Origin of the sequence: Robbsia betulipollinis, assembly GCF_026624755.1 — a bacterium.
Taxonomy (GTDB): domain Bacteria; phylum Pseudomonadota; class Gammaproteobacteria; order Burkholderiales; family Burkholderiaceae; genus Robbsia; species Robbsia betulipollinis.
In genome coordinates this window covers 220,754-236,653 of record NZ_JAPMXC010000010.1, presented here as the reverse complement: position 1 = coordinate 236,653, position 15,900 = coordinate 220,754, and the positions used below count along the sequence as shown (strand labels likewise).

13 protein-coding genes are annotated in these 15,900 nt (G+C 65.9%); 6 read left to right on the top strand and 7 right to left on the bottom strand.

Annotation, left to right across the window (positions count from 1 at the left end; all coding sequences use genetic code 11):
- Both OVY01_RS18865 and rocD read right to left on the bottom strand, forming a co-directional pair.
- Nucleotides 1-972 (bottom strand): arginase, encoded by a 972-nt coding sequence (locus OVY01_RS18865; RefSeq protein ID WP_267849114.1) that lies wholly within the window; start codon nucleotides 970-972, stop codon nucleotides 1-3.
- Nucleotides 969-2,267 carry an ornithine--oxo-acid transaminase gene (gene rocD, locus OVY01_RS18860; RefSeq protein WP_267849113.1) on the bottom strand — a complete coding sequence of 433 codons (1,299 nt, stop codon included), beginning with the start codon at nucleotides 2,265-2,267 and terminating at the stop codon, nucleotides 969-971. Before rocD ends, OVY01_RS18865 begins: the two co-directional genes overlap by 4 nt.
- Nucleotides 2,268-2,377: 110 nt before the next feature.
- Here rocD and OVY01_RS18855 point away from each other — a divergent pair, with 110 nt between their 5' ends.
- On the top strand, nucleotides 2,378-3,265 hold the full coding sequence (locus OVY01_RS18855; RefSeq protein ID WP_267849112.1) for a LysR family transcriptional regulator: 888 nt from the start codon (nucleotides 2,378-2,380) through the stop codon (nucleotides 3,263-3,265).
- Nucleotides 3,266-3,307: 42 nt separating this feature from the next.
- Here OVY01_RS18855 and OVY01_RS18850 read toward each other — a convergent pair whose 3' ends face one another.
- From OVY01_RS18850 to OVY01_RS18840, 3 genes are all read right to left on the bottom strand, one after another.
- Nucleotides 3,308-4,084 (bottom strand): SDR family oxidoreductase, encoded by a 777-nt coding sequence (locus OVY01_RS18850; RefSeq protein WP_267849111.1) that lies wholly within the window; start codon nucleotides 4,082-4,084, stop codon nucleotides 3,308-3,310.
- A gap of 76 nt (nucleotides 4,085-4,160) precedes the next feature.
- A complete protein-coding gene (locus OVY01_RS18845) occupies nucleotides 4,161-4,739 on the bottom strand; it encodes a YceI family protein (protein WP_267849109.1) in 579 nt (192 codons plus the stop codon).
- Between the two features lie 70 nt (nucleotides 4,740-4,809).
- Nucleotides 4,810-5,382 carry a cytochrome b gene (locus OVY01_RS18840; RefSeq protein ID WP_267849108.1) on the bottom strand — a complete coding sequence of 191 codons (573 nt, stop codon included), beginning with the start codon at nucleotides 5,380-5,382 and terminating at the stop codon, nucleotides 4,810-4,812.
- Between the two features lie 200 nt (nucleotides 5,383-5,582).
- Between OVY01_RS18840 and OVY01_RS18835 the strand changes: the two genes are divergently transcribed.
- From OVY01_RS18835 to OVY01_RS18815, 5 genes are all read left to right on the top strand, one after another.
- Complete coding sequence (locus OVY01_RS18835; RefSeq protein WP_267849106.1) at nucleotides 5,583-6,545, top strand: LysR family transcriptional regulator; 963 nt, start codon at nucleotides 5,583-5,585, stop codon at nucleotides 6,543-6,545.
- Nucleotides 6,546-6,799: 254 nt separating this feature from the next.
- Nucleotides 6,800-10,048, top strand: a complete 3,249-nt coding sequence (locus tag OVY01_RS18830) for a response regulator (RefSeq protein WP_267849105.1) — start codon at nucleotides 6,800-6,802, stop codon at nucleotides 10,046-10,048.
- Nucleotides 10,049-10,157: 109 nt separating this feature from the next.
- A complete protein-coding gene (locus tag OVY01_RS18825) occupies nucleotides 10,158-10,970 on the top strand; it encodes a CheR family methyltransferase (protein ID WP_267849532.1) in 813 nt (270 codons plus the stop codon).
- Nucleotides 10,971-11,666, top strand: a complete 696-nt coding sequence (locus OVY01_RS18820; protein WP_267849104.1) for a chemotaxis protein CheB — start codon at nucleotides 10,971-10,973, stop codon at nucleotides 11,664-11,666.
- Nucleotides 11,663-12,814: a hybrid sensor histidine kinase/response regulator gene (locus OVY01_RS18815; RefSeq protein ID WP_267849103.1), complete on the top strand. Its 1,152-nt coding sequence runs from the start codon at nucleotides 11,663-11,665 to the stop codon at nucleotides 12,812-12,814. The genes OVY01_RS18820 and OVY01_RS18815 overlap by 4 nt, the downstream gene beginning before the upstream one ends.
- Before the next feature lie 37 nt (nucleotides 12,815-12,851).
- Here OVY01_RS18815 and OVY01_RS18810 read toward each other — a convergent pair whose 3' ends face one another.
- The gene (locus tag OVY01_RS18810) at nucleotides 12,852-13,058 is read right to left on the bottom strand and encodes a hypothetical protein (protein ID WP_267849101.1); all 207 of its coding nucleotides are present in this window, start codon (nucleotides 13,056-13,058) and stop codon (nucleotides 12,852-12,854) included.
- 255 nt (nucleotides 13,059-13,313) lie between these two features.
- Entirely contained in the window at nucleotides 13,314-15,470 is a 2,157-nt protein-coding gene (gene katE, locus OVY01_RS18805) for a catalase HPII (RefSeq protein ID WP_267849100.1), read from the bottom strand.
- Between the last annotated feature and the right edge of the window lie 430 nt (nucleotides 15,471-15,900).

Here is a 15,900-nt window from a genome sequence, read left to right as displayed (position 1 = left end):
CTAGGCCGCCAGCGGCGCGTACCCGGCGGCGGCGTGGGGGGGTGCCCCGGCCGTTGCATCCGTGCCCAGCGCGGCCATCACCAATTCGCGACAGACCGCCGCGCCGCGCCGCGCCGCGTCGTCGAGTTCCGGGTTGTATTCCACCAGTTCGAAACCGAGCAGGCGTGCGTCGCCCGCGAAGCCGCGCAGCGCGGCGACGGCCGCATCCGCGCCGATGCCCCGCGCCTCCGGCGAACCCACCGCCGACACATCGCCCGGATCGATCGCATCGAGGTCGAAGGTCACGCCATACCCGTGCGTGCCGCGCGACACGATGTCGATCGCCTCCGCGACGCATGCGTTCAGCCCGCGTCGCTCCACTTCGTCGATATCCATCACCCGCACGCCGAGGCGTTGCAGCAGGGCCATTTCGCCCGGCTCGTAGCTGCGCGCGCCGATCACCACCACGTGCTGCGGCAACAGTTTCGCCCGCCAGTCGTAGAGATCGGTCAGCGCCGGCGCGCCGTGTCCGAGCAGCGCCGCCAGCGGCATGCCGTGCGGCGCCTGGCTGTCCGAGGTCTGCGGCGTGTGGCTGTCGAGATGCGCATCGATCCAGATCAGGCCGATGCGGCCGGTGGCATGCCAGGCGTCGGCGATGCCGCTCCAGGTGCCGACGGCGCAGGAATGGTCCCCGCCCAGCACCAGCGGAAAGCGGCCGTTCGCGACCACGCCGCGCACCGTGTCGGCGAGCCGCGGCGTGAAGGCGCTCACCGTCGCCATCTTGTCGGCCGCTTGAGCCGCTTGAGCCGGGTCCGCGTCGCATGACAGGTCGCGCACGGCGCTCCGTCCGGCATCGTGAAACGCGGCGTGCCCGGCATCGCGCAATGCCGCGACGATGCCGGACGCGATCAGCGCATCCGGCCCGAAACGGCAGCCGGTGACCTGCGCGCCCGCGCCGATCACGGCGGTGACGAGTTCAATCCTTTTCTTCACGACAGCGACTCCGGGTGCGGACGCGCACGGCGTCCGGTGGTGGTGTGATCCAGTACCTCCAGCAGGCGGTCCGTCGCCCACCGCAGGTCGTCCAGCGCGATCGTCAGCGGGGGCGACAGGCGCAGCGTGTTGCGATGCGTGAGCTTCGTGATGATGCCGGCGCGCGCCAGCCCGTCGACGACGTCCTGCGCGTCGATCGACGCGACGATTTCCACCCCCAGCATCAGGCCCCGGCCGCGGATTTCCGCGATCGCCGGATGCCGCGCGGCTTCCAGCCAGCCGCGCAGCGCCGCGCCCGACGCCGCTGAACGCGCATTCAGCTGCTCCTCTTCGAGCACCGACAGCGCTTCGCGTGCGACCCGCGCCGCCAGCGCATTGCCGCCGAACGTGCTGCCGTGGTCGCCCGGTTCGAAAACGTTCATCACCGCATTCGTGCCGACGAGCGCGGACACCGGCAGCAGGCCGCCGCCCAGCGCCTTGCCCAGGCACACCGCGTCCGCCCGCACCCCTTCGTGTTCGAGCGCCAGCGTGCGGCCGGTGCGACCCAGCCCCGTCTGGATCTCGTCGGCGATCAGCAACACGCGGTGCGTGTCGCACAGCTCGCGCAGGGCCGTGAAAAATCCCGCCGGCGGCACGACGACACCGCCCTCGCCCTGTATCGGCTCGACCAGCACCGCACAGGTGCGGGGCGTGATCGCCGCCGCCACCGCCGCCGCATCGCCATACGGCACGCGAACGAAGCCCGGCGTCAGCGGCGCGAAACCCGCCCGATATTCCGGATGCGACGAAAAACTGACGATCGTCGTGGTCCGGCCATGAAAGTTGTTGTCGAACACGATGATCTCGGCCGCGCCGTCGGCGATGCCCTTGATCCGATGACCCCACTTGCGCGCCGCCTTGATCGCCGTCTCGACCGCCTCGGCGCCGCTGTTCATCGGCAGGGCCTTGTCGTACCCCGTGACCCGCACCAGGTCGGCGAGGAACGGCGCGAGCTGATCCGAGTGCAGCGCGCGCGAGGTTACCGCGAGACGGCCCGCCTGCTCCACCAGCGCCGCCAGCAGGCGCGGATGCGCGTGCCCGAAGCTGACGGCGGAATACGCGCTCATCATGTCGAGATAACGCCGCCCGTCGACGTCCCAGATCCAGGCGCCCTCGGCCCGCGTCGCGACGATCGGCAGGGACGCGTAGATCGGCGCGTTGACGCATGCGTCGAGCGCGAGGGTCTGCGTCACACGCGCGGAAAGGGGCGGCAGGTCCGTCAGCGTGGCATCGGGAAAAGCGGTTGCGGTGTTCATCTCGGCCTCCTGGAGCGTATGGACCAGGCGGATCATAAGGAAGTAAAAAGAACGAATCCAGCGAAACGTTTCACTTGAATGGTTCGAGAATTTCGATCGATAATCGAACGATGCGCACCCAGACCAAATATATCGATACCTTCGTCGCCGCGATCGAGGCGGGCAGCTTCGTGCGCGCCGCCGAGCAACTGCACGTGACGCCGTCGACCGTGAGCTACCAGATCCGCCAACTGGAGGAATGGATCGGCGCCCCGTTGTTCGAGCGCTCGGCGCGCAAGGTGCTGCCCACGGCGCTCGCGGAACGGCTGTTCGCCATCTGCGGGCAGTTCATCGATGAGATCGGCACGCTGCGCGCGGCGGCGCGCGGGCGCGCGGGCGCGACCCGGGAGGCGATGCGCATCGCCACCGGCTCGTCGTTCGGCCGCTATGTGCTCACGCCCATCCTGAGCCAGGACGCGTTCGCCGATACGGTCATCAACCTGCGCTTCGGGATCGACGACGATGTCTGCGCGGCGGTGGCGGCGGGGCGGGCGGACCTGGGGTTTTCGTACACGATGGTCGCCTCGAACAGCCTGACCTTCGAGCTGGTCTACCGCTATCCGCTGGTATTGATCGCGCCGTTCGCGCAAAAGCCCTCGGGCGCGCTGGCGAAGTGGGTCGCCGACGCCGGCTTCATCACCTACGACGATTGCGAACCCGCGTTCGCGGGCTGGTTCGGTGCGCAGCTGGGCGGCATGCCGCCGCAGATGCGCACCATGGGGCGGTGTACGGAAATCGAGGAGGCGATCGCGATGGTCGCGGCCGGACGCGGCCTGTCGATCGTGCCCGCCTATATGCTGGACGCCGCACTGCGCGCCAGGCGGGTACGCACGGTCACGCCGCGCGGCATGCCCGCGACCACCGACACCGTGTTCCGCGTGCTGCGCAAGGGCTCGCTGCTCGATACCGCGGGGGAGACCCTGCTGCAGGCGGTGCGCCAGGCGGACCCGGCGGCCTGAGCGCAACGTACGCCGCTGTGCCCGCGACCCGCGACCGCTCGCTCACGCTGCCGGGCTGCGGTACTCGAACACCACGTCGCGGTCGACCGGCACCAGGTTCTGCCCGCCGTCGACGACCCAGTCGGCGCCGTTGTAGGCCGGGCCGGTCAGCAGCAGGATCGCGTCGGCGAGATCCCCCGGCGTTGCCACGCGGTGCAGCGGCGTGGCGCGGCGTTCGGCATAGGCGAAGTCCGCGTCGGTCTGATCGCCGCTGGGCAGCATCAGCCCCGGATAGACCGCGTTGACCCGCAGCACCGGCGCGGCGGACTTCGCCAGCATCGTCGTCAGGTGTCCGATCGCCGTCTTGCCGACCGTATAGGAGAAGTGGTCGCGGTGAAAATTGCCGCGCACTTTCTGGTCGACGACGTTGATCACCACGCCGGTGTGCCCCAGCGCGCCGGCGCGCGCGTAGAAGGCCCGCGTCAGCAGCAGCGGCGCGCGGCCGTTGACCGCCCAGGCATGGTCGAAGGTCTCGACCGAAAAATCCTCGAGCCGGTCATCGGGAAAGATGGACGCCGAATTGATCAGGACATCCAAGCGTCCAAAAAGGGCGTAGGCCCCGGCGACCAGCGCGTCGAGCTGCGCCGCGTCGCTCAGGTCCGCATGCAGCGCGTGGGCATCGACGCCGCGCGCGCGCAGCGTATCGACCGTTGCCTGCGCGTCCTCCACCGAACTGCCATAGTGGACGGCCACCCGGTAACCGTCGCGGGCGAAACGCTCGGCGATCGTGCGGCCCACGCGTTTCGCGGCGCCCGTTATCAATACGACGCGCTGCGCCATGTCGTTTCCCTCATGTCGTCCGAGTTCGCGGCGGGTGCCCGCCGCGTGACGACATTATAGGATGCAGCGGTGCGGGTCAGTCCGCCTTCACGCCTTCGACCTGGATTTCCAGGCGGGTCCACATCTTGAAACCATAGGTCTTGCCGTAATCGACGCCGAAATCGTCGCGGTTGAACTCGGCCTTCGCGTCCGCGCCGCAGACTTCCTTCTTCATCATCGGGTTCGTGTAGCACTTGAAGGAATCGATCTTCAGATTCAACGGCCGCGTCACGCCGTGCAGCGTCAGCGTGCCGATCACTTCGGTCGGCGTATCGCCCTTGAAGCGCATGCTCGTGCCCTTGTAGACGGCCGTCGGGAATTTCGCCGCATCGAGCATTTCCGGGCCCGCGACATGTTTGTCGAGCGCGGCGTTGCCGGTGTCGATCGAACTCGCGTCGATCGTCACATCCAGGCTGCCGGTCTTCGCCGCGCGATCCAGCGTCACCGTGCCGCTCGATTTCGTGAACTTGCCGCGCCACACCGACGCGCCGCCGAAGTGGTCGGTTTCGAAGCTCGGATAGGTATGCGACGGGTCCAGATTGTAGGTAACGCTGGCGGCGAAGGCCGGCGCCGCGGCGAAAGCGATGACGGCGGCGGCAAGGGTGCGAAGCTTCATGGTGAACGTCCTGGGTTGGGAAAGGAAAATGCGGAAAACGACGCGGCGCGCGGCGGGCGGACCGTGGCCGCTAGTCGTGCGGGGAAGGGCGTGCGCGGGGCAGCATGCGCGCCAGCAACCGGTCGCGATCCAGCAACTGGTGCTTGATCACCGCGAGCACGTGCAGGCCGACGAACCCTGCCAGCGTCCAGTCGAGCCAGACATGAACGGTGCGCATCGTGTCGCGCCACGCCGGGTGCGGGGCCAGCAGCGTCGGCAACGGCAGCACGCCGAGATAGACGACCTGGATGCCCGCCACGGAACTGTACAGATAGCCCGAGACCGGCACCGCGAACATCAGCAGATACAGCAGGTGGTGCGTGCCGTGCGCCGCGGCGGCGTTCAGGCGGCCGGTGCTCTCGGGCAGCGGCGGCGGCGTATGCGTCGCCCGCCACGCGAGCCGCACGACCGCCAACAGCAGCACGGTCACCCCGATCCACTTGTGCCAGGCGTAATAGCGCAGCTTGGTCGGCGTGAAACCGGGAATGTCGGTCATCACCCAGCCCAACGCGAACCCCCCGACGATCAGCACCGCGATCAGCCAGTGCAACGCGATGGCGGGTCCGGAATACCGGCGAACGGCGAGACGGCGAGAGGGGTTCATCCATGCGATCCGAAAATGGGCACGCGGGCCGGGCGGGACGGTTGCACTCTGCGCTTTTTACGCCTTTGCCGCGATCCGGACAATACCATGTTGCGGATTCGCACGCGTCGCCCCAGAGCGAGCACTGTACGCGGACCCAGCCATCGAATCAATCGCGTAAAATCGATTATCAATATCTTGAAAATCGATGGCAACCGCGCATGCCCAAGCCTCCGGACACCCCACAGAAAGCGCGCGGCCCGACGCTGGATCAATTGCAGGTGTTCGCGGCGGTCGCCGACGCCGGCAGCTTTTCGCTGGCGGCGCAGCGGCTCGAACGCGCGCAATCCGCCGTGAGCTACACGGTCGCGAATCTGGAGGCGCTGCTGGGTCTGACACTGTTCGAGCGCACCCGGCGGCGCCCGGTGCTGACCGAGGCGGGCCGGGCGATCCTCGCCGATGCCCGGCGCGTGGACACGACGATGCACGACTTGCAGGCACGCGCCGCCGGTTTGACGCTGGGGCTCGAAGCCGAGGTCTCGCTGGCGGTGGACGTGATGTTTCCGATCGATCCCCTCGTCGGCATCCTGGAGGACTTCGCCCGCGTGTTTCCGACCGTGACGCTGCGCCTGCGCATGGAGCCCCTGGGCGGCGTGCTCAAGCTGGTGGTCGAACGGGAATGCGAACTGGGCATTTCCGGGCCGCTCGGGAGCTGGCCCGACGCCATCGCGCCGAACCTGCTGGGCGCGATCAGTCTGATCAGCGTCGCCGCGCCGGGCCACCCGCTGGCGCGCCGCGACGGGCGCATCCCCACGCATGAACTGCGCGAGCATACGCAGCTGGTGCTGACCGACCGCTCGCGGCTCGCCGAAGGTCCGATGCATGGCGTCTACGCCAACCACAGCTGGCGCATCGGCGATCTGGGCGCCAAGCATCGTCTGTTGCTCGCCGGCCTGGGGTGGGGCGGCATGCCGCGACATCTGGTCGCCGCCGATCTCGCCGCCGGCCGTCTCGTGCGCATCCGGCCGGCGGACCGCCATGCATTCGCCTACAGTCTGTATCTCATCGCCCGCGCGGATACGCATCCGCGTCCCGCCGCCCGCTGGCTCGCGGAGCGCATCACCGCGCTCGCGCCGTTCGACTGGCCGGCACCGGAAGCGGCGGATGCCGACGCCCCGTCCTGAAAAAGCAGCCCGTGGAAGCGCGACGCCGGCGCGGCACACGGGTATTTCTATTGCGGGATATTCGGGCCGACTTTTAGTATGATCTAGGACGGTCGTTTTTCCTTGCTTGCGCGCTTTCCTGCCGCTGGTGGCGCGCTCGCTTGCCGCATGGTCCGTGCGTCGCAACGCCCATCACGCAAACATGCGGATTTGCAACGTCGCGGCTGTCCGGGCAAATACCTTGCCGATTTCATCGTCTGCTCACCGACTTCACCATGCCGCAAACCCGCCGCAACCGCCTGTCCATCCTTCACATCGCGATCGTTGCCCTGATAGTGGCGATTTTCGTGGCCGACGCCTTCACGCCACGCAATGTCGCGCTCTGGATCCTGTATCTGATTCCGGTCGCGCTCTGTCTGTTCGTGGACCGGCCGGTCCTGCCCCTGGCCGCCGCGGCGGTCAATTGCGTACTGATCGCGGTGGGCTTCATTCTCTCGCCCGGTATGGGCAATGCCTATTCGGTCCTGAACCGGGGCATGGGCGGCTTGACGATGTGGGCGATCGCGATCGCGGCCTTCCTGTACATCGCCTCGCGCAACAAGCTGCGGCGGCACGCCTGGCTGCAAAAGGGACTGACGGAGACGGCCGAGGCCACCCGCGGCGCATTGAGCGCGGCGGAGGTGGCCACGGCCGTGCTGCGCAAGATCGTCGGCTATAGCGGCGCCAAGGTCGGCGTGCTCTACGTGCTCGACAACGGTCAGTTGCAGCGCCTCGCGGCCTGGGCGCTGGCCGATACCGGCACGCCCGCCACGGTGGCGCCCGGCACCGGCCTGACGGGCCAGGTCCTCATCGAACGCAAGCCGATCATCGCGCACGACCTGCCTTCGGACTACCTGCGCATCAATTCCACGCTGGGCGACGGTCAGGCGACGCATGTCGTGGCCGCCCCCCTGACCGCCGACGGCGACGTGAGCGGCATCGTCGAACTGGGTTTTTCCGGTAACGTCCGGCAGGCCGACAACGCCGTCGAACTGCTGACCGCCGGCGCGGAAAACATCGGCATGGCGGTACGTGCTGCGCTGTATCGCGGCCGGCTCGAATTGCTGCTGGAGGAAACGCAGCATCAGGCCGAGGAATTGCAGGTCCAGCAGGAAGAGCTGCGGGTGTCGAACGAAGAACTGGAGGAACGCGGCCGGGCGTTGATGGATTCGCAGGCCCGGCTCGAAACGCAGCAGGCGGAGCTCGAACAGACCAACGTGCAGCTCGAGGAACACGCGCAACGCCTCGAAGGGCAAAAGCAGGATCTGCTGAACGCGCAACACGATCTGACCGAGAATACGCGGGCACTGGAGCGCGCGAACCAGTACAAGTCCGAATTCCTGGCGAACATGTCGCACGAGTTGCGCACGCCGCTCAACAGTTCGCTGATCCTGTCGAAGCTGCTGCAGGACAACAAGCATGGCAACCTGAGCGCCGAACAGGTGCGCTACGCCAGCACCATCTATTCCTCCAACACGGACCTGCTTTCGCTGATCAACGACATTCTCGACCTGGCGAAAGTCGAGGCCGGACACATGGAAGTCGAGGCCGAGCCGATCACGATCGATTCGGTCGTGCAGTCGCTGCTGCAGACGTTCGAACCGGTCGCGACCGAAAAGAAGCTCGGCCTGCGTGTCGAGCGCGCTCCGGATGCGCCGAAATCGATCGTCACCGATCACCAGCGCCTGCTGCAGATCATGAAAAATCTGCTGTCGAACGCATTCAAGTTCACCGCGCAGGGCGAAGTCGTCCTGCACATACTGGCCGCGCCGCCCGCGCATCTGCGCTTCGCGGTGCAGGATACCGGCATCGGTATCGCGACGCAGAACCTGTCGGCGATCTTCGATGCCTTCCGGCAGGCCGACGGCACGACCAGCCGCAAATATGGCGGCAGCGGTCTGGGCCTGTCGATCTCGCGCGAATTCGCCAGCCTGTTGGGCGGCGACATCGAGGTGACGAGCGAACTCGAACAAGGCAGCACCTTCACGCTGACGCTGCCGATCGAATATACGCCGGACGCGAAGGCGCCCACCGGCACCGCCCAACAGACGCCCGCGTCCGCCCGCGCGGCCGCACCGGTCTCGCGGCCCGTGAAACCGCTTTCCCCGGGGCGCACCGGCCCCAGTCTGGAGCCGCATTTCACGCGTCCGGCGCGCCCGGGCGTGCCCGGACTCCCAGGCGCATCACGCGACAGCGCCCGCGCCTTTGCCGCCCCGTCGGGCGCGGGGACCGACGATGGCGCGGATGCCACGCCGACCGGCCCCGTGCCGCGCACCGGCGTGGCCGACGACCGCGACAAGCTCACGCGCCCGGGCCGCCTGATCCTCGTGATCGAGGACGACATGGCATTCGCGCAGATCCTGTACGAACTCGCGCACGAACTCGACTTCGACTGCGTGCATGCCGCCACCGGTGCGGATGGCACCCGTCTGGCGCAACTGCTGCAGCCCAGCGGCATCCTGCTCGATGTCGGCCTGCCCGACGATTCCGGTCTCACGGTACTGGAGCGCCTGAAGCGCGACCCGCGCACGCGCCACCTGCCGATCCACATGATTTCCGCGAACAATCACGAGGAAGCCGCGCTGCACCTGGGCGCGATCGGTTACTCGCTCAAGCCCACCGCGCGCGACGAGCTGGTGACGGCGATCGAACGCCTCGAAGCGCGCCTCTCGCAGCGCGTGCGCCGCATCCTGATCGTCGAGGACGATCCGACGCTACGCGACAACATCCAGCTGCTGCTCGCGGCGAACGGCATCGAGATCGACGGCGTGGGCACCATCGCCGATGCCCTCGCCCGGCTCGCCGAAATCAGCTTCGACTGCGTGGTGATGGATCTGACGCTGCCCGATGGCTCGGGCTACGACCTGTTGAAGGACATGGCCGAGAGCGGTCCGCACACCTATCCGCCGGTCATCGTCTACACCGGCCGCTCGCTGACCTCCGAGGAAGAGCGGCGCCTGCGCTACTATTCGAAATCGATCATCATCAAAGGCGCGAAATCGCCGGAGCGGCTGCTCGACGAGGTCACGCTATTCCTGCACAGCGTCGAATCGGACCTGCCCCCCGATCAACAGCGGATGCTGCGCCAGGCCCGGCAGCGCGATTCGGCGTTCGAAGGCCGCAAGATCCTGCTTGCCGAGGACGACGTACGCAACATCTTCGCGCTGTCGCATGTCATCGAGCCGCTGGGCGCCAAACTGGAAATCGCCCGCAACGGCCGGGAAGCGCTGGAAATCCTCGCCCGCGACCCGGAAATCGAACTGGTTTTGATGGATGTGATGATGCCCGAGATGGACGGCCTGACCGCGATGCAGGAAATCCGCAAGCGGCCCGGCATGGACCGCCTGCCCATCATCGCGCTGACCGCGAAAGCCATGTCCTCGGACCGGCAGCGCTGTCTGGACGCCGGTGCCAACGATTACATTTCGAAGCCGATCGAGGTCGACAAGCTGTTGTCGCTGTGCCGTGTCTGGCTGGCCCATTGACGCAGGACCCGCGAAGGGAGATGCCTTGAGTTCCGCTCACGATCCGCTTACGATTCGCGCTCACGATCAGATTGCGCCCGGCAGGTCGACGAACGAACACGCCCTGCCGATGCACGATTTCGACATCGAACTGCGCTTGCTACTCGACGCGATATATCTCAAATATCAGCACGATTTTCGGAATTACTCGATCGCCTCGCTGCGCCGCCGCATGACGCAGGCGCGGGCCGATTTCGAATGCGCGACGCTGTCCGAGTTGCAGGGCCGGATCCTGCACGATCCGGCGGCGTTCGCGCGCCTGCTGCAATACCTGACCGTGCAGGTCAGCGAGATGTTTCGCGACCCCTGGTATTTCAAGGCGCTGCGCGAACGGGTTTTCCCGATATTGCAGACGTATCCCTCGGTCAAGATCTGGGTGGCGGGATGCAGCAGCGGCGAGGAATTATGGTCGCTGGCGATCATGCTGGAAGAAGAGGGGCTGATCAACCGGACCCTGATGTATGCGACCGACGTCAATCCGCAGGCCCTGCGCGTTGCGGCGGAAGGCATCTATCCGCTCGACCGGATCGCCGGCTTTTCGAAAAACTATATCGCCGCCGGCGGCAAGCGCTCGCTGTCGGATTATTATCACGCGGCCTACGGCGCCGCGACCTTCTCGCGCACGTTGAAGCGGCACGTCGTGTTCGCGGACCACAGCCTGGCCACCGACAGCGTGTTTTCCGAGGTGCATCTGGTTTCCTGCCGCAATGTTCTGATCTATTTCAACGAAGCATTGCAGAATCGCGCCACCGGCCTGTTCGCCGACGCCTTGGTACGGCGCGGCTTTCTCGGTCTCGGCAGCAAGGAAAGCATGCGCTTCAACGGCCATGCGGACGCCTTCGACGAGTTCGCCAACGATGCCCGTATTTACCAGAAGCGTTAAATGACCCTTCCCTGTCCGGCGCCGTCTTCTCCATCCAGCGCCCTCGATGCGATCGATGCCGCCTGCGAGGCCGTGGTGATCGGCACCTCGGCCGGTGGCGTCGAAGCACTGAGCCTGCTGCTGCCGCGCCTCGGCCGCCATTTCGCCCCTGCCATCGTCATCGTGCTGCATCTGCCGCCGGACGGGCAAAGCGAGATCGCCCGCCTGTTCGCCATGCGCTGCGTGCTGCCGGTCCTGGAAGCCAGCGATCGCGAGCCGATCCGCGGCGGAACCGTCTATTTCGCCCCGCCCGGCTATCACTTACTGGTGAATGCCGACCGGACCTGCGCGCTGTCGGTCGATGAGGCCGTCAACTTTTCACGGCCGTCGATCGATGTGATGTTCGAATCTGCTGCCTGGGCCTACGGCAACCGCCTGTTGGGGATCTTGTTGACCGGCGCGAGCGCGGATGGCGCCGCCGGCATGGCGGCGATCCGCAAGGCCGGCGGCACCACATGGGCGCAGGCACCGGCCGAGGCACGGGCCACGGCGATGCCCCTCGCGGCAATCGAACGTGGCGTGGTCGACGCGGTCCTCACGCTCGAAGAAATCGCCCAGCGGTTCGAGCGTCAATCGCAGGCAGACGCGGCCGTTGCCGGACGTCAGGCGGGAGCATCCGCCGCTGCGGTATCGCCAGCGCATACGGATCATCTATGAGTCAGACAATCAAAATCCTGCTGGTGGACGACGTTCCGCAGAATATCGTTGCGCTGGACGCCTTGCTGAGCCGGCCAGGCGTGGAAGCGCTGCATGCCTATTCGGGCGCCGAAGCGCTGGAACAGCTGTTGCAGAACGATATCGCGCTGGCCCTGGTGGACGTGCAGATGCCGGAAATGGACGGGTTCGAACTGGCGGAACTGATGCGCGGCAGCCCGCGCACGCGCCATGTCCCGATCATCTTCCTGACCGCCACCGACCGCGACGCCATGCGCACCTTCCGCGGCTACGAAGCGGGTGCGGTCGACTTCCTCTACAAGCCTTTCGATCCGCACATCCTGCGCAGCAAGGTCGAGGTCTTCGTCCAGCTCCAGTCCCAGAAACAGCAACTCGCCGAGCAGCTCGAAGCCGTCAGCCAGATGGTGCGCACGAACGAGATGTTCATCGCGGTGCTCGGGCACGACCTGCGCAATCCGCTGTCGTCGATCATGGCCAGCGCGGAGGTGTTGCGCCGGGTCAGCGATCCGCAGCGCGTCCTGGCGTCCGCCGAGCGCATCCGCGGCAGTGGCATGCGCATGGCGAAGATGATCGATCAGTTGCTGGACGTCGCGCGCATGCGCTCGAGTCAGCTGGTTCTGACGCCCACCGATGTCGACCTGCTGCCGATCTGCGAGGCGATCATCGGGGAATTCGAGAGCCCGGGCCAGGAAAAAACCGTGGTCCTCGAATGCATGGGGGACACCGTGGGGTGCTGGGACGCAGACCGGCTCGCACAGGTGCTATCGAACCTCATCGGCAACGCCCTCCATCATGGGGACAAATCCGTCCCGGTCACGGTCCGCGTCGACGGCACGCGCCGCCATGAATTACGCATCACGGTGACCAACGCCGGCGAGATTCCGGAGACCGCGCGCGCCCATCTGTTCAAACCGTTCCGATCGGGTGCCACGGCGCCGCAGAACGCGCAGGGTCTGGGCCTGGGGCTGTTCATCGCACACGAACTCGTCGCGCTGCATCTGGGACGCCTCGAAGTGCGCTCCGATGCGACGAACGGCACCGTTTTCGAGATAATTTTGCCCAAACGGGCAGGGCCGGCGCAGATTCGCGCGGCGTTGAGCGACCGCGGCATGTTCGGGAGGGGCGTCTGACAGCTCGGCGGGTGTCATGCACCCGCGCGGGCCCGCGTCATAGCATGCGGGACAGGCTGCCCATCATCACGATCGCGACGAGGGCACCGACGACGGCACCCACGCCCTCCAGCACGTAATGCGCGATGCGCGTCCGGCAGGGTACCCCGCCCATCAGCACCACACCGACCAGCGCCATCGGCAGCAGCAGGATCAGATCGGTACGCGAAAGCGTCATATTGCTTAGGTTGTCTAACAAGTTCATCGTGGTCTCCAGCCTGCTGTCGGGTCTTGCACGCGTTTCCAGTTCCTGTCGCCGACATCGCCGGTATTTTTCGGTTTGCCGACGATTCCAGTATAGACCAGCAATCGATAAAAAAAGGACGATCGCACTTTTCCGGGATACGGTGTATACCCGCGGGCCACGAGAAAAAGGCCCACGGCATATGTCCTGAGACAATGCCGGGGGCCTTGCAGGACCCGCTCGCCCCAGCCGCCAGGCCGGGTCGAGCCGGATCGCTTAGGCGGGAACCGAAGCGGCCTTTGCGGCGCGGGACCAGACGCGGTGCTTGCCGATGGCTTCGATGAAGTCGGCGACGACGGCATCGACGTTCGCGGTATCACCGCTCAACACGCCTTCCTCGCTGACCGGCAGGTGGGACGCCTGCAACACGTCGCGGCCATAACCCACCGCGGCGATCGCCTTCAGGTGCTTGTAGGCTTCGAGCACGTAGTGGCGGGCGTCACCCGAGGCGGACAGGGCCTTGGCGCTGGCTTCGCCGCAGGCGAGGAACACGGCGTCGAACGCGATCGACGGCATGCCGGCGATCGTCGCGTCGGCGAAGATGCCCGGGGCGACCTCGCCCAGCATCGGCGCGATGACCTTGACGTGCGCACCGGCAGCGGTGAGCGCCGTCTTCGCCGCGGCGATGCTTTTCGGGTCCGCGCCCTTGGCGGCGAGGATCGCGATCTGCGTGCTCTTGATGCCTGGCTTTACCTTGCTCATCAGGCTCAGCGACGGCGACACGTCCACGCCTGCCTTGCCGCTCTTCGATTTGGCCGAACCCGGCTGAGTCGGTGCCGCGGGCGTCAGGCCCAGGGCTTCCGCGACGCGCTGCGCGAGTACCGGGTCGATGTTCGCGAGATTGTCGACCACGCGCTGGCGAATGAATTCGCGCTCGACTTTCGACAACTCGAACTGATAGGCGGCCACGATATGATCCTGTTCCGGCGCGCTCATGCTCTTCCAGAACAGCGTTGCCTGCGAGTAATGATCCGCGAACGATTCGCTGCGCTTGCGGATCTTTTCACCGGACACGCGCTCGTGATAGGTCTCGAAGCCACCGTCCACCGCAGCGGCCGGCGTTTCCTTCGGCCAGTTGCCCGCGATCGAGTTCGGCTCGTACGATGCCTGCCCCCGATGAATCGAACTCTGATGCATCGCGTCGCGCTGGTTGTTGACGTTCGGCGTGACGGGACGATTGATCGGCAGTTGATGGAAGTTCGGGCCACCCAGGCGGCTGATCTGCGTATCGGTGTACGAGAACAGGCGGCCCTGCAGCAGCGGATCGTTGCTGAAATCGATGCCCGGCACGATGTGACCCGGGCAGAAAGCGACCTGCTCGGTTTCCGCGAAATAGTTGTCCGGATTGCGGTTCAGCGTCATCTTGCCGAGCATCTTGATCGGCACGAGTTCTTCCGGAATGATCTTGGTCGGGTCCAACAGGTCGAAGTCGAACTTGTGTTCGTCCTCTTCCTCGACGATCTGCACGCCCAGTTCCCATTCCGGGAAATCGCCCTGCTCGATGGCATTCCACAGATCGCGGCGGTTGAAGTCCGGATCCTTGCCGGCCAGCTTCTGCGCTTCGTCCCACAACAGCGAGTAGGAACCCAGCACCGGACGCCAGTGGAACTTGACGAAACGGCTCTTGCCCGCCGCGTTCACGAGACGGAACGTGTGAATGCCGAAACCCTCCATCAAACGCAGACTCTGCGGAATGCCGCGGTCCGACATCACCCACAGCACCATGTGCATGGATTCCGGCACCAGCGAGACGAAGTCCCAGAAGGTGTCGTGCGCGGACGCGCCTTGCGGGATTTCGTTGTGCGGCTCGGGCTTGACGGCGTGCACGAAGTCCGGAAACTTGATCGCGTCCTGGATGAAGAACACCGGCATGTTGTTGCCGACGAAATCGTAGTTGCCTTCCTCGGTATAGAACTTCACCGAGAACCCGCGCACGTCACGTACGGTGTCGGCGGAGCCGCGCGAGCCCTGGACGGTCGAGAAGCGGACATACACCGGCGTCTTGACGGCCGGATCGCGCAGGAACGCCGCCTTGGTCAGTTCGGTCTGCGCTTCATAGACCTGGAAGAAACCATGCGCACCCGCGCCGCGTGCGTGGACGATCCGCTCGGGAATGCGCTCATGGTCGAAATGGGTGATCTTTTCACGCATGATGAAATCTTCGAGCAGCGACGGGCCGCGCTCGCCAAGTTTCAGCGTGTTCTGATCGTCGGAAATCTTCACGCCGTGATTGGTGCGCAGCGCTTCGTTTTCCGGGTTGACACTGAAGGTGTCGAGTTGCATGTCCTTGCTCGTGGCACCCGCTTTCGGCGCCGTGCCCGACGGCTGGACGCTGTTCGGTACGCCTGGTTTTGCGGGGGATTGATTGGCCATTGCTGACTCCTTTATTAGATGGGGCAGGACGCTAATGGTCACGCCCTCCGAAAAGGGTGCGTCGCAAAGGCCGTTCCACCCCCCGGCCCAACCGTTGCAAAACACCGTCGGGCCAGGCGGGCCGTGGCGCCAGCCGGCGCGCAACGAGGCGAATGGCGACGCAATCGGCATCCTGGCAAACCTGCATGTCTCCCCGATCGCGTTGCTCATCGCGCCTGGGACATGCATTTTTTGCAGTACGGCGCTCAACCCTACCGAAACGAAAACAATTGCACAGGGTTGCACGATAGTTTTTATTGATAACAACGATAGCAAGAAACAATCTGTCCATGCAGGGCCATCGCGGCGACGTCAAAAAACCGCCATGCCACCACTGCACCTGCGCAATGGGAGATTTACAATTCGGAAGCGGTGCGCGCCGTGAACGCGA

What these genes read in the sequence shown, in the direction of transcription:
- rocD (WP_267849113.1), bottom strand. Translation starts at nt 2,267, where the DNA reads ATGAACACCGCAACCGCTTTTCCCGATGCCACGCTGACGGACCTGCCG.
- OVY01_RS18855 (WP_267849112.1), top strand. Translation starts at nt 2,378, where the DNA reads ATGCGCACCCAGACCAAATATATCGATACCTTCGTCGCCGCGATCGAG.
- OVY01_RS18850 (WP_267849111.1), bottom strand. Translation starts at nt 4,084, where the DNA reads ATGGCGCAGCGCGTCGTATTGATAACGGGCGCCGCGAAACGCGTGGGC.
- OVY01_RS18845 (WP_267849109.1), bottom strand. Translation starts at nt 4,739, where the DNA reads ATGAAGCTTCGCACCCTTGCCGCCGCCGTCATCGCTTTCGCCGCGGCG.
- OVY01_RS18840 (WP_267849108.1), bottom strand. Translation starts at nt 5,382, where the DNA reads ATGAACCCCTCTCGCCGTCTCGCCGTTCGCCGGTATTCCGGACCCGCC.
- OVY01_RS18835 (WP_267849106.1), top strand. Translation starts at nt 5,583, where the DNA reads ATGCCCAAGCCTCCGGACACCCCACAGAAAGCGCGCGGCCCGACGCTG.
- OVY01_RS18830 (WP_267849105.1), top strand. Translation starts at nt 6,800, where the DNA reads ATGCCGCAAACCCGCCGCAACCGCCTGTCCATCCTTCACATCGCGATC.
- OVY01_RS18825 (WP_267849532.1), top strand. Translation starts at nt 10,158, where the DNA reads ATGCACGATTTCGACATCGAACTGCGCTTGCTACTCGACGCGATATAT.
- OVY01_RS18820 (WP_267849104.1), top strand. Translation starts at nt 10,971, where the DNA reads ATGACCCTTCCCTGTCCGGCGCCGTCTTCTCCATCCAGCGCCCTCGAT.
- OVY01_RS18815 (WP_267849103.1), top strand. Translation starts at nt 11,663, where the DNA reads ATGAGTCAGACAATCAAAATCCTGCTGGTGGACGACGTTCCGCAGAAT.
- OVY01_RS18810 (WP_267849101.1), bottom strand. Translation starts at nt 13,058, where the DNA reads ATGAACTTGTTAGACAACCTAAGCAATATGACGCTTTCGCGTACCGAT.
- katE (WP_267849100.1), bottom strand. Translation starts at nt 15,470, where the DNA reads ATGGCCAATCAATCCCCCGCAAAACCAGGCGTACCGAACAGCGTCCAG.